Origin of the sequence: Arcobacter venerupis (genome assembly GCF_013201665.1) — a bacterium.
GTDB lineage: Bacteria > Campylobacterota > Campylobacteria > Campylobacterales > Arcobacteraceae > Aliarcobacter > Aliarcobacter venerupis.
The window spans coordinates 901,670-915,275 of record NZ_CP053840.1 but is presented as its reverse complement, the minus strand read 5'-3'; the positions used below and the strand labels follow the sequence as shown (position 1 = coordinate 915,275).

Genomic DNA, 13,606 nt, shown 5'->3' with positions numbered 1-13,606 from the left:
TTTTTTATTCTAATCATTCTAACTTTTAATCTACTAATTGCAGCAGACTCAATTAGTAGCTTAAATCAACAATATCGTTCGTCTAAAATGGATTATCTAAAAGCAGTTATGGAAAAAGATGAGCAATCAAAAATTGATGCTCTAGAAAAAATAATTGCAGCTGGTGAAAAACTAGGTAAAAATGTCACTCCTGATAAAAAAAAATTAGAAATTTTATCAAAAAGACTTGAGAACTCAACTAAAGAAGAAACTACTTCATCATCTAATAATAAACTTTTCTCAATAAATTCTGTTTATACTACAAATAACACTATAGTTATAGATTATAATGTTGACATTGATTCTAATTATATAAAGTTTTTTGAATTAAATCAAAGTAATTTATTTAGAGATGTTTATGATGTAACTGGATATTTTAAAGATGCCATACCAACTAAACTGAAGATTAATGGTGTTGATAAAATTACATTAGGCCAATTTAAATCAGATGTACTAAGAATAGTACTTTCAAATAATAAAAATCTATCTACTTCATATAAAATAAGTAAAAGACAAATTATTATTTCAATTGATAGTTTAGAAAAAAAGCAAGTAGAAACGCCAAAAATAAAAGAAGAAGAGATTAAACCTAAATTTGAACCTGTTAATGTTGATACACAAAATTCTATTCGTTCAATAGATTCTAATGATAATAAAATTATTGTTAAATTTAATAAAAACTATTCAAAAAAAGATATAAATCAAATTTCAAATAAAAATGGTAATAAATATGAATACACTTTTGATGTAGCTGGTAAATATAAATACACAGCTCCAACAAAATTAAGTATAGATAATATTGATAGAATTATTGTTACAGATAATAAAGATAGTGTCAGAATTAAAATTTCAAATGATACTAATCCAAAAATAACATATTCTCTTTCATCAAGGGAATTAAGTATAGATATTAGTGCAAAGGCTACTGATAATAAGTCAAATGATAAAAAAGAACCTGAAATAAATACTATTCCAGAGGCTCTACCTGCAGTTGTTGCAAAACAAGTTACATCAATTAAAAGAAATAAAACTATTGTTCTTGATGCAGGACATGGAGGGGATGATGTTGGGGCAGTAGGACCCAATAAAAGATATGAAAAAGTTATAAATCTTAATGTTACGAAATATTTAGCAGCAATTTTAAAACAAAGAGGATATACAGTTTATCTTACAAGAAGTAAAGATGTATTTATAAAAGTAGTGGAAAGAACTGTTTTAGCTAATGAAAAAAATGCTGACTTATTTATGTCTATACACACGAATGCTGTACCTAAAGAAAAAGCGAATGAAGTTGATGGAATAGAAACATTTTTCTTAAGCCCAGCAAGAGAAGAAAGAGCTAAAAGAGTAGCAGCATTAGAAAATAAATCTGATATTAGAGAGATGAGTTCATCTTCAAAAGATGTATTTTTAGAGTCATTAAATCGCCCAAGAATCACAGCATCACATAAATTTGCAATTGATGTTCAAGCAGGAATATTACAATCAGCTAGAAGTAAATATAAAGATATACAAGATTCAGGTGTAAGAGAAGGTCCATTTTGGGTACTTGTAGGTGCTCAAATGCCTTCTATTTTAGTTGAGTTAGGATATATCTCACATCCAGTTGAAGGGAAAAGATTGTATGATAAGAATTACCAACAACTATTAGCAAATGGAATTGCTAATGGTGTAGATTCTTATTTTTCAAAAAATCCTTAATCTCTTTTATTAAATTAACTTGTTTAGTTTTAATTCTTGGTAAATTATTCAAAGAAAAGAATTTAACCTTTGAATTTTCCCAAGATAAAAAGTTGTTTTTCAAAGTATCTTCTACAAAATACTGTTCTATATTTTCAATATTATTTGCATTAACTAACCAAATACCAACATCTTTATCTATATTAATTTGCTCAAAATAATCTTCAAAAAGAGCTGTTTCAACTTCAATTGAACACTCTTCTACAAACTCTCTTTTAGCGCATTCATAAGCTGATTCATTGTTGTTTTTTGTTCCTTTTAAACAGCCCCATTTATCTTTGCTAGCAACTGATTTACATAATAATATCTTTATATTATCTTGTGTTACTAAATAAGGAACTACCCCATACGACTTTACATGAGATCTCATTTTTTTTACCTTGTTAAGAATTTATTTTTTTATTATAAAGATACATTGAAATTATTACCCAAATTAACATTGGTAATAAAATTGATATTTCAGGAATTATAACTCCTCCCTTTGTAAATTTAAATAACATAAAGAAAATACCCCAAATAATTAGCGTTCCAAAAATTGACATAGAGGTAAATTTTCCAATATTAAAGAATCTGCTATTTAAAGAAGCATAAGCAAAAATCAATAATATTAATGGAATTACAAAAAAAGGAATTACAATTTGATTATACAAAATACTTCTAATTTTATCTGTTTTTATCCCTTGTTCCTTTAATAAAACAACAGCAGAAACAGCATCAAATATAGAAAATTCAGAATTACTTTCATAAACATTATCAAGAATTTTTGGTTTAAAACCATCTAAAGTATGCAAAAATTTCTCATATTTAATATCTAGTTTTGAGTCATCGATATTTAAATCTTTTGGCTTATCAATAATTTTTACATTAACAACATACCATTTATTATTTTGAAAATATGCTTTTTCACCTATTATTGTTTCAATTACATCTTTTCCTGAAACTTTAAAAATATGTATATCTTCAGCTCTTTTTTCTAATGGTAATAATTTTTTAAAATATACGTAATAGTCATTATATTTTAAAAAAATATCATTTTTTGTACTTGTAAAATACTGATTATTCAAAATTTTACTTTTTTGGTCTGCTGAATATGCTAAAGGAGTCATTTGAAGGATAATAAGACCAATTAACAATAAAACAGAGATATTTACAACAGGTAGGAATATTCTTTTATTAGTTGCTCCAAGTGCATTAAAAGCAACAAATTCATTGTTTCTAATAAATACTACTAAAGTTACAATCCATCCAAATACAATTGATAATGGTAATGTTAATGTTAATGTAAAAAATGACATATATAAAACATATAAAAGTTGTAAATTAGCTGAATGAGGAAGAGATTTAAAGTTTTGTAAGATGTCAATACCAACAAAAAAAATTTCTAATGAAAGTAGAACAATAATAAAGTTAATTAAATATTTTTTTAAAATGTATTTGCTTAATATGCTCATATTACTTCAATGTGAATTTAGTTTTTACTTGTTCTATATCTTCACTTTTTAGTGCTTTTATAGCATTCATAGTATGTAGTATTATATCGGGTAGTTTGTTTAATTCTTCTTTTGAAAAATTATTTAATACATAATTAGCAACATCTGCTTTATCTTGTGGTTTTCCTACACCAATTCTTACACGAATATACTCTTTTCCAATATGTGCATCAATTGATCTTAAACCATTGTGTCCACCATGACCACCACCAATTTTAAACTTTACAGTTCCAAATGGTAAATCTATATCATCATGAATTACAATAATATCTTCCATATCTAATTTATAATACTCTTTAATAGCTTGAACAGCCATTCCTGAATTATTCATAAATGTAGTTGGTTTTGAATATAAATCATAAGCTGATTTTTCTAGTGTAGAATGAAAATTTGATTTTTGAATATTAGAAGTTGTAAGACTTTTGGTTATCTCATCGATAACCATAAATCCTACATTATGTCTTGTTAATTGGTATTTATCACCAATATTTCCAAGACCTACAATTAAATGCATTAAATTAAAACTATTTAGCTTTAATTATACCAACAACAGGAACTCTTGGATCTAAGAAACACTCTAAAGAAGCAGGTAAAGTTAAATCTCTAATTAAGATATTATCACCTGTATCTAAGTTTGTTACATCTAAAGTAATGTTATTTGGTAATTCTTCAACAGTACATTTAACAGGTACTCTTTTTGTATGAATCATTAAAAGACCTTTATTTTTAAGACCTTTTGCAATACCTGTAGTTTTAACTGGAATTTTATATGAAGTTTTAACACCTGCTTGTGCAACCATTAAATCAACATGTAATAACTCTGAAGTTAACGGACATTTTTGATATTCTTGAACTACAACTTTTACTATGTTTCCACCAAGATTAACATCAAATGCTAAAGTCTCTTTGTTTCTTAAAAATTTGATAAATTCATTTCTTTTGAATGCCGCTGAAATATTTTCTAAACCTTTACCGTAGATATTTGCAATTAAATATCCATCTCTTCTTAAAGTTTTAGTAGCTTGTTTTGTCATACTATCTCTGATGATACCCTCTAACATAACGTTTCCTTTTTGTTTTAAATTTAGGGCAGGATTATATAGAAAGTTTTCTAAATATTAGTTTAAGTTTTTATTAATCTTATATTTAACTTTTATTAATTGATTTTTGGATAATATCTTTCCTTAATAAAAACAAAATATAAGGTAAAAACCCGATGATATTATTAGATGGAAAAGCATTATCTGAAAAAATCAAAGAAGAAGTAAAAGTTGAAGTAGCACAACTTGTTGAAGAAAAACAAATAACGCCAGGACTTGCAGTTATTTTAGTTGGTAATGATGCGGCTAGTGCAACATATGTGGCAAGTAAAGCAAAATCATGTAAAAATGCGGGTATTTACTCTGTTGTTCATGAAATGCCAGATAGTATTACTCAAGAAGAATTATTAGAAACAATTGAAATGATGAATAAAAATCCAAAACTTGATGGTATCTTAGTTCAATTACCACTTCCAAAACATATTGATACAACTACTGTTTTAGAAGCAATTGATCCATTAAAAGATGTAGATGGTTTTCATCCTTACAATGTAGGAAGAATGGTTTCAAATCTTGATTCTTTTTTACCTGCAACTCCTTTTGGTGTTATGAGAATGTTTGAAGAGTATGGGATAGAATTAAGTGGTAAAAATGTTGTAGTAATTGGAAGTAGTGATATTGTTGGTAAACCAATGGCTTCACTTTTAATTAATGCAAAAGCTACAGTTACAGTTTGTAACTCACGAACAAAAGATCTAAAAGCACATACAAAAGAAGCTGATATTGTTATCATTGCAGTTGGTGTTCCTCATTTACTTAAAGCTGATATGATAAAAGATGGTGCAGTTGTTATAGATGTTGGTATCAATAGACTTGATACTGGTAAATTAACAGGCGATGCTGACTTTGAAGATTGTAAAGATAAATGTTCATTTATAACTCCAGTTCCTGGTGGAGTGGGACCTATGACAATTGGAATGTTGTTAAAAAACACGCTTAAAGCTGCAAAATTAAGAGATAAAAGAGAAAGTAAATAAATGTTAAAAAAATTATATAACTGGTCTAGTTCATGGACTGGGACAATTGTAATTGTTCTTGCAATTATATTTTTTGTTGCACAAGCATTTGTAATTCCAAGTGGAAGTATGAAAAATACTCTTTTAATAGGAGATATGCTTTTTGTTAAAAAATTCTCTTATGGTATTCCAACTCCACGAATTCCATGGCTTGAAGTAAAAGTATTGCCTGATTTTAATAATAATGGACATTTAATTGAAGGTCCAAGACCACAAAGAGGCGATATTGTAGTTTTTAGATACCCAAAAAATGAAAATATTCACTATGTAAAAAGAGCAGTTGCAACTGGTGGAGATTTAGTTGCAATTAAAGACAAACATCTTTTACTTCATCCAAAAGAAGGTAATGAGTTTGTAAAAGCAAACTATCTAAAAGAGAATATTATTGAAATTGATAATAAACTTTGGGTAATTGATCCTTATAAAAAAGACCATCCCGGAATTCACCACGATGAAAAAATTGTAGATAATGGTTTAAATCCAGCAGAATTATTTAATATGTCTCCAATCATTGTTCCAGAAGATGAAACATTTATGATGGGTGATAATAGAGACCATTCGAATGATTCAAGATTTTGGGGAACTGTTCCATATAAAGATGTTGTTGGTACTCCTTGGTTTATCTATTTTTCATGGAATGATAACAAAGAGATTAGATGGGATAGAGTTTTAAAAAGTGTTAAAACATTAGAAGAAACTATTGATTTTGATAAATTAGAGATTGAGCAAGAAGAAGGAATTTACTAATGAAATATTTTATTGGTGCAGACCATGCAGGAATTGATATAAAAGATTATGTAAAAGAACTTTTTGAAGAAAGAGGTCATGAAGTTATAGATTTAGGACCTTTTAGCAAAGATAGAGTTGATTATCCTGATTATGCTGCTAAAGTTTGTAAAAAAGTACTAGAAGAGCAAGGAACAATGGGAATTTTAATCTGTGGCTCAGGACTTGGAATGAGTATGGCTGCAAACAAATTTGATGGAATTAGAGCAGCACTTTGTCACAATGAATATAGTGCAAGAATGGCTAGAAAACACAACGATGCAAATGTTATTTGTTTAGGTGAGAGAGTTTCTGGTTATGGAATGATTGAAGCTATCATAAAATCTTGGGATAAAACAGAATTCGAAGGTGGAAGACATGCAGGAAGGGTTGAAAAAATCAACGCTTTAGGAAAAATGGGAAGTTGTAGAGCATAGTTTTCTATGCCCTACTTTACCATCAAATATCCATCACAATCTTCATAATAATCTTTTAAAACTTTTTTTATTTTAAATCCAAATTTTTCATATAATTTTACAGCTTTTTCATTTTTTAATTTTACTTCAAGTGAATAATTTTTATTTTTTAACTCTACTAAACTAAATTCTAAAAGTTTTGAAGCAATGCCTAATCCTTGAAACTTTTCATCAATTGCTAGGGAATATAATCTAAAATACTCTTTTCGTTCAAGCCATAAAATATATCCAACTATTTTTTCTTCAATCTCTATTTTAAAGATTTTATTTTTTAAAATATGATATTTGAAACTAGCTTTACTAAGGGCAAAACTATCATTTTTAAAAACTCTTTTTTCTATATCGTATAAAGAGTTTAAATCTTCTATTTTAGCTTGACTAATCATTTTTGATAAATCGTATATTTTGGAACTAATTTTTTTGGTCGATATGACATTTTTACTTTTTTAAGATTTTCAAATCCCATATCATCACCAACATTTATATATTCAACTGCATATTTATCTTTTAAAATTTTTGTAAACTCTCTAAAAATAAATTGGGCACAACCCAAAATCTCGAAATCTGTTTTTTCAATAATTACACTTGCAGTTTGGTCATTAATTTTTTCACCAACTGTAAAACCTTTTATTTCATCATCTATATAAATTACAAGCCCAATTATGTCTAAATTTTCATAATCGTTAATAAGTCTTTTAATAGCAAATCTTTCAAAATAAATACCATCCATAAAAACTTCTACTTCTTCTTTTGGCATATATGTTGTTCTATCTCGTACCCATTTATTAAAAAGTGACATAACTTCTTTTCCATGTTTTTCTTTATCAAGAATCTCTAATCTATAGTTTGGATAAACTTTTCTAAATCTATTTATCTCATTTCTTTTTGATTTATAAGAGTCCCCTTTTAAGTCTATTAAATCTTCAACTTTATAAATATAATCAACAAGCTTTTTCTCAATAATAAAATCTTTTAGCATCTCATATACTAAAGTACCCTCTTCTAAATAATCAACAAATCCTTCAAGTAACTCTTCATGTACATACTCAATTTTTGAATAATTTCTATTACTATTATGTGAGTTCATAATCTCAAAACATTGAAGCATTGCAGCGTATGTATTCTCTTTTTTACCAATTGGTGGTAATAACATTGAGAGTTCACCTGAATTTAGAATAAATAGACAAAAAGTCTCATTTACTATTGCATAAAATCCAGTTGCCGTTGAAAGCCAGATATAATTACCTGCAAATGTATAATCACTAACATCTACATTTATTAGTTTTAAATACTCATCCATTGTATCTTTTGCTTTTAAATCAAAGTGTTTTAAAGTATAGTTATTTATTGTCAAGGTTGACATTTTATTTTTTCCTTAAGAAATATTTTGCGAATTATACATCTGTTTTTAATATTTGCATCAAATCACTCAAAAGTTTATTATAAGTACCTATTTATCAATATTATGAGATAATCAAACAAAATTCAAAAGGCATATATTATGAGTGATTGGCAAGTATATTTGATGATGTTTATTATTGTAAGCTTAATGTTACTTGGTAAAAAAATGATGTTTTTTGATGATACAAAAAAAGAGCCAAAGGATAAAAATTGATTAATCCAAGAATTATAGATTATATTTTTTCGTCAGCTTCAATTCAAAGATGGAATGACTATCCTCGAATGGTTGAATTAGTTGAACTTGACAAACAAGCTCATAAATTTATTATTGCATATTTTATAGCAAAACTAGAAAAAGATATAGATTTCACACACTTAATCGAAGCTGGAATATTTGAGTTTTTAAGACGAGTTGTTGTAACAGATATTAGACCTGATGTTTTTAGAAAAGCTTTGCAAAAAAAATCAAAAGAGATTAACTCTTGGGTTATTTCAAAATTAGCTCCATCAATTAAAGATATAGATAATGGGAATTTTTTACAAAAATTTGAAGAGTATTTATCAAATCCTGAGATGTATAAAAAAGAGAGATTTATTCTAAAAGCTGCTTCATATTTAGCAACTAAATGGGAATTTTCTATTGTTTATCAAACAAGTCAATTTTTAAATGATATTGAAAATGTAAAAAAAAGCGTTGATGAAGAACTTGAAGATTATTATGAATTAATTGGAGTGAGGAAAATTGCTCTAAATAAAAAACTAGCAAAAATCATAGATTTAAGTGGAAGATTAAGATTTCAAAAAAGATGGGCACAAACTCCTAGAATTCCTGAAACTTCAGTTCTTGGTCATATGCTAACCGTTGCAATTTTTGGATATTTCTTTTCACTTGAAGTAAATGCTTGTGATAAAAGATTACAAAATAACTTCTTTACAGCCCTATTTCATGATTTACCAGAAGCCTTAACGCGAGATATTATAACTCCTGTAAAATATTGTGTTGATGAGTTATCTGACATAATTGCAGAGTATGAAATAGAAAAGATACAAGACGATATTTTGCCTAATATTCCCGAAATTTTACATGATGAATTCTCTTATATTTTAGGACTTTATGATGGAATAAAAGAAGAGTTTCAAAATAAAATCTACGAAGATAAAATCCAAATAGTTGAAGATGTTTCAAAATATAATGCAAATAAATATAATGCAATTGATGGATTAGCTTTAAAACAATGTGATAAATTATCAGCTTTTGTTGAAGCTAGCTTATCTATTTCACACGGAATAAAATCAAAAGAGTTAATTAGTGGTAAAAAAGAGATTTTAAAAGGCTTAAAAACAGTTCAAGGAGTTGATTTTAAAGCAATTGCTACACAAATCGACTATGAATTTGGAACAACTGGACAAACCCAAGTTAGAATGGAGTTTGATTAGAATATAGAAAAATATAGCTTATTAAAAGCTATATTTTAAATTTACATATCCATATCTTCCTGGATCATTAAATAGTACTCTTTCAGAACCAACTGATGCATATGTAATATCTTGATATGTATTTGTTGAGTTATATACTTTATCAAATAGATTATCAACTCCAATTGTTACACCAAAATTTTTATGTAATTGATTTGCATATTTTAAATTAAATAGTGCATAACCAGATAACTCTTGCTCTTTTGCAGAACTGTCATAACTATCCCATTTATCAACTGCAATTACCTCAGCTGTATATTTTGATTTATCCATCTCATAATTTAGTGCTAAATTTGCTTTTAATGGTGGAATTTCTGCTAAATCTTTGTCAGTAGCATTATCATCTTTTTTACCTCTTTGATATGCAACTCCATAATCTAAAGATAAATTATCAGTCATTGCATATAATCCACTTATATCTAAACCATAAATTTTTGCATCAATATTTTCAAATTTTGTTCCAGCATTATAAATATAATCTTTTAATACTGAATAGAATAGTTTTGGTTTGATATTAAAGTTTCCTATTGTTTTATCAAAGCCTAAATCAGCTTCATAATTTTTTGTTTGATCCAAATCAGAATTACCAGTACTTGAATATAATTCTCTTGCATCTGGAACTCTTGAAGATTTTCCAACTCCTGCAAAATATTTCATATCTTTATCAACATTATAAATAGCAAAAATATTTGCATTTAATCCAACATATTTTTTATCATTTTTTGCTTCATCTGATGAATCAACATCACTATAATCATATCTAGTACCTACTTCTAAATCTAATTTACCAAATGATTTTTCAACTTTTGAGAAAATTGCTTTATTAGTTGTATCAGTTGAAGCTAAAGGAGTAGAATTCATACTCGTTGCACCTGTTGATACATTAGTTCTGTACATTTCTCCTCTCCAGTTTCTAACACTTGTATCTAAACCAACTGTTACTAGACTATCTGCAATTTCCATGCTATTTTTGATTTTACTTCCCCAAATAGAAGTTTTATATCTTGCTGTCATATAATTTACTGAACCATTATTTCTAAGTTTTGTACTCATAGGATGATCAACATCTGAATAGTAATAATCTAAATTCAACTCTTTTGATAAATCGCCTAAATTTCTTGCAGCATATCCAACTGTATAGATATTTGAATCATCATAATCAGCATCCATAGTTCCTGTTGGATATAAAACTTCATCACTTCTATTTGCTGTATAAGATAGTTTTATCTCTGAATCATCATCTATATTAAATTGCCCTTTTGTTAAAAGAGTTTTTTTCTCATAAGCTTTTTTACTTGAGTCAATATATTGATTTGTAGTTGGTATTCCTTTTGCTATTTGTTGTTCTGAAAAGTTATCTCCATTACCATCTTTATATTGATCACTTTGTTCAGTTGATGTTGAAATTAATAATTTAACTCTATCTGTTCCACCACTTACCGTTGCACTAGCTTTTTTATAACCATAACTTCCAGCATTTAAATTAATTTCCCCATGAACATCTTTTGTTGGCTCTTTTGTTTCAACTTTTACTAAACCACTTAAAGTTCCAAAATTTTCAACATCATAAGGACCTTCTATTATTTTAATGCTTTCCACATTATTTGATAAAACATGAGAAGTTGCAGGATCCATTCTATTTGGACAAGCTCCATAGATTTTTGCATCATCAAGTAAGATATTTATGTTGTCTTTTTTTTGCCCTCGTAAAATAATATCATTTGCAATTCCACTTCTTCTTACGATTGAAATAGATGGTACATTTTTACTTAATGCTTCTGCTAAGTCTGCACTTTTAATTTGTTCAGCACTTACATCTTTTATTATTGTTGAGTTTGCAGTTTCAACTACGCTAATTGTGTCTAAAGTTTGAACTTCACTTGCATTTAACAAAACAGCAGTTGTTATAAGTGATAAAGAGATAAGTTTCTTCATAAATTTACCTTGTATTAAAAAATTTATGAAAGTATTACTAAGTGTTGTTAATTTTTTGTTAATTAATCACTAAAAATAATTATTAATATACTCTTCGCATGATAGTTGTTCTTTTAACATTTTTTCTTCATCCCAAAAAAGAATTTTTCCCATTTCAGCACATACTACATTCACACAAGCCAAACTCTGTTTTTTATCTATAAAACAAAGTCCTACTCGTCTTGAGAGAAAATCTATTGGCTTTTTTACAAATTCGTAGTTTATACAATAAAGAATTTCAACTTTTAAATATGGTAAATCTTTACTTATTAATTCAAAGTTTTTATTCTCATTTGCTAGATTTAAAACTTTTGTACAAGCTGTTCCATATAGTGTGAGTAAAGACTCTTTTGTTTTTTTTGAGATTGGATAAAAATTCATTAATTTTTCAAGTTCTTTAATATCTCCATGATTTCCAAAGAGTTTGTACTTTTTTGTTTCACACATTTTTTGTTTTTCTAAGAAGTTATTTCTTATTAAAAAGTTTACTAGGTCTTCAGACATTTTTCTATAAGTAGTCCATTTCCCACCAACTATTGAAACTAAGTTAGTTTTTGATTTTGTGATTAGATGCTCTCTTACTATTTCTTGTGTTTGGCTTTTATTTTCATTTTTAACAAGTGGTCTTATTCCACTCCATGAAGATAAAATATCTTCTTTTGTTAAATGTTTTTCAAAGTAATTATTTACCTCTTTTAACAAATACTCTATTTCTTGCTCTTTTACTTTTGGATTCTCTTCATAAATAGTTTTATTATCAGTTGTTCCAATCAAACAGTGATTCATATATGGCAAAATAAATATGACTCTTTTATCGCTAGTATTTGGTATTAAAATTCCCTCATCAGCTTTTAGAAACTCCTTTGAAACTACAATGTGAATTCCACTACTTAAAGCTAAAATTTCATTTGAATCTTTATTGTCTAAAACTCTTAAGTTATCAACATTTGCTCCACTTGCATTTACGACAACCTTTGCTTCTATTTCATAGATTTTGTTTTGTGTTTTATCAAAATATTTTACTCCTGAGATTTTATTATTCAAATCATACAAAAACTCATTTACTTCACAATAGTTTTTTACAACTGCTCCTTTTAAAACAGCGCTTTGAAGAATGGAGATTATCATTCTTGAATCCAAAAAACTTCCATCATAAAAAGATAAAAAGCCTTTTAAATTTTCTTGTTTTATATTTGGAGAAAACAAAATAGAAACAACTTTATTTACAAAACTATTTTTCCCCAAACTTTTATGTTTGGCTATTAGTTTATAAAACAAAAGTCCAATGTAAGTGTAAACTAGATTTAAATATGAATATATGGGAATATTGATTTTTAATTTTTTACTGAAGTTTGGAGCATTTTTTAAAAATATTGCTCTTTCAGATAATCCCTCTTTTACCAAATTGTATTGGGCAAGGTCAAACTCTTTTATGGCTTTTTCAAGATACCTGATTCCTCCATGAACTAACTTTGAGCTTTTAGAACTTGCCCCACTTGCAAAATCATTTTTTTCAAGCAATATTACTTTATATCCTCGCAAAGTTGCATCCAAAGCAATACCACTTCCAACACAACCACCACCAATAATGACAATATCGTATTTTTCACTAGACAATTCCATAATTTCCCCATTTTATCAGCTTTTTAACAAAAGCTTTTTGTTAAGCTAGGATATAATAAAAACAAAAAAAAAGGAATAAAATGCAAATTATTATTGTTATTGCTGTTTTGATTATTGCTGCTACACTAATACTATATAAAGTAAATAATCAATTTGAAAAAAAAGAATTTATAATCCTTTTACTAATTATCATAATATCTTCTATTGCTATGATATCGTATGAAAAAAATCAAGAAGAATTTTTTCCAAATCTTTTTAAAGAGAAATATGAAAAAGAAAAGAATTTAATAATAGATGGATTAACAGCTGAACTTTTAAATAATAAAGTTGTAAGTTCAAAAGATAAATTTATATATAAGTTTACTTATCTTGTTAAAAAAGAAAATAAAGATTTTTTGTGTACAATGACAAATGTTGAAATAAATAAAATAGAAGATAACTTTATCTTCAAAAATTTTGCAGATTTAAAAGAAGAGTGTATAAAAAAATAAGGTAGAGATAACTCT

14 protein-coding genes are annotated in these 13,606 nt (G+C 27.0%); 6 read left to right on the top strand and 8 right to left on the bottom strand.

The features are described 5' to 3' along the window. Positions 1-87: 87 nt before the first annotated feature. Positions 88-1,740 carry an N-acetylmuramoyl-L-alanine amidase family protein gene (locus tag AVENP_RS04495; protein WP_172664209.1) on the top strand — a complete coding sequence of 551 codons (1,653 nt, stop codon included), beginning with the start codon at positions 88-90 and terminating at the stop codon, positions 1,738-1,740. Here the strand turns inward: AVENP_RS04495 and AVENP_RS04490 are convergent. From AVENP_RS04490 to AVENP_RS04475, 4 genes are read right to left on the bottom strand one after another with little or no spacing between them, the layout of a single operon-like run. Beyond that, positions 1,703-2,149, bottom strand: a complete 447-nt coding sequence (locus tag AVENP_RS04490) for an NUDIX domain-containing protein (RefSeq protein WP_128357402.1) — start codon at positions 2,147-2,149, stop codon at positions 1,703-1,705. The two genes, AVENP_RS04495 and AVENP_RS04490, sit on opposite strands and share 38 nt — an antisense overlap. A 13-nt stretch (positions 2,150-2,162) precedes the next feature. Further along, complete coding sequence (locus AVENP_RS04485; RefSeq protein WP_128357403.1) at positions 2,163-3,230, bottom strand: LptF/LptG family permease; 1,068 nt, start codon at positions 3,228-3,230, stop codon at positions 2,163-2,165. A gap of 1 nt (position 3,231) precedes the next feature. Beyond that, positions 3,232-3,783, bottom strand: a complete 552-nt coding sequence (pth, locus tag AVENP_RS04480; RefSeq protein WP_128357404.1) for an aminoacyl-tRNA hydrolase — start codon at positions 3,781-3,783, stop codon at positions 3,232-3,234. A 10-nt stretch (positions 3,784-3,793) separates the two neighbouring features. Continuing rightward, positions 3,794-4,330, bottom strand: a complete 537-nt coding sequence (locus tag AVENP_RS04475) for a 50S ribosomal protein L25/general stress protein Ctc (protein ID WP_128357405.1) — start codon at positions 4,328-4,330, stop codon at positions 3,794-3,796. 155 nt (positions 4,331-4,485) lie between these two features. Between AVENP_RS04475 and folD the strand changes: the two genes are divergently transcribed. Genes folD through rpiB form a run of 3 tightly spaced genes read left to right on the top strand, consistent with a single transcriptional unit; the run spans position 4,486 to position 6,587 of the window. Then, entirely contained in the window at positions 4,486-5,346 is an 861-nt protein-coding gene (gene folD / locus AVENP_RS04470; protein ID WP_128357406.1) for a bifunctional methylenetetrahydrofolate dehydrogenase/methenyltetrahydrofolate cyclohydrolase FolD, read from the top strand. Continuing rightward, positions 5,347-6,132 carry a signal peptidase I gene (gene lepB / locus AVENP_RS04465; protein WP_128357407.1) on the top strand — a complete coding sequence of 262 codons (786 nt, stop codon included), beginning with the start codon at positions 5,347-5,349 and terminating at the stop codon, positions 6,130-6,132. Beyond that, positions 6,132-6,587 carry a ribose 5-phosphate isomerase B gene (rpiB, locus tag AVENP_RS04460; protein ID WP_128357408.1) on the top strand — a complete coding sequence of 152 codons (456 nt, stop codon included), beginning with the start codon at positions 6,132-6,134 and terminating at the stop codon, positions 6,585-6,587. The genes lepB and rpiB overlap by 1 nt, the downstream gene beginning before the upstream one ends. A gap of 11 nt (positions 6,588-6,598) precedes the next feature. Here the strand turns inward: rpiB and AVENP_RS04455 are convergent, their stop codons facing one another. Together AVENP_RS04455 and AVENP_RS04450 are read right to left on the bottom strand one after the other, a co-directional pair. Next, on the bottom strand, positions 6,599-7,012 hold the full coding sequence (locus AVENP_RS04455; protein ID WP_128357409.1) for a GNAT family N-acetyltransferase: 414 nt from the start codon (positions 7,010-7,012) through the stop codon (positions 6,599-6,601). Further along, complete coding sequence (locus tag AVENP_RS04450; protein ID WP_128357410.1) at positions 7,009-7,989, bottom strand: DUF2156 domain-containing protein; 981 nt, start codon at positions 7,987-7,989, stop codon at positions 7,009-7,011. Before AVENP_RS04450 ends, AVENP_RS04455 begins: the two co-directional genes overlap by 4 nt. A 248-nt stretch (positions 7,990-8,237) precedes the next feature. Between AVENP_RS04450 and AVENP_RS04445 the strand changes: the two genes are divergently transcribed. Continuing rightward, the gene (locus tag AVENP_RS04445) at positions 8,238-9,464 is read left to right on the top strand and encodes an HD domain-containing protein (RefSeq protein WP_128357411.1); all 1,227 of its coding nucleotides are present in this window, start codon (positions 8,238-8,240) and stop codon (positions 9,462-9,464) included. A 21-nt stretch (positions 9,465-9,485) separates the two neighbouring features. Here the strand turns inward: AVENP_RS04445 and AVENP_RS04440 are convergent, their stop codons facing one another. Both AVENP_RS04440 and AVENP_RS04435 read right to left on the bottom strand, forming a co-directional pair. Next, positions 9,486-11,438, bottom strand: a complete 1,953-nt coding sequence (locus tag AVENP_RS04440) for a TonB-dependent receptor plug domain-containing protein (protein ID WP_128357412.1) — start codon at positions 11,436-11,438, stop codon at positions 9,486-9,488. Between the two features lie 69 nt (positions 11,439-11,507). Then, positions 11,508-13,100, bottom strand: a complete 1,593-nt coding sequence (locus AVENP_RS04435; RefSeq protein ID WP_128357413.1) for a glycerol-3-phosphate dehydrogenase/oxidase — start codon at positions 13,098-13,100, stop codon at positions 11,508-11,510. A gap of 80 nt (positions 13,101-13,180) precedes the next feature. Here AVENP_RS04435 and AVENP_RS04430 point away from each other — a divergent pair, with 80 nt between their 5' ends. After that, the gene (locus tag AVENP_RS04430) at positions 13,181-13,591 is read left to right on the top strand and encodes a hypothetical protein (RefSeq protein WP_128357414.1); all 411 of its coding nucleotides are present in this window, start codon (positions 13,181-13,183) and stop codon (positions 13,589-13,591) included. Positions 13,592-13,606: the final 15 nt, after the last annotated feature.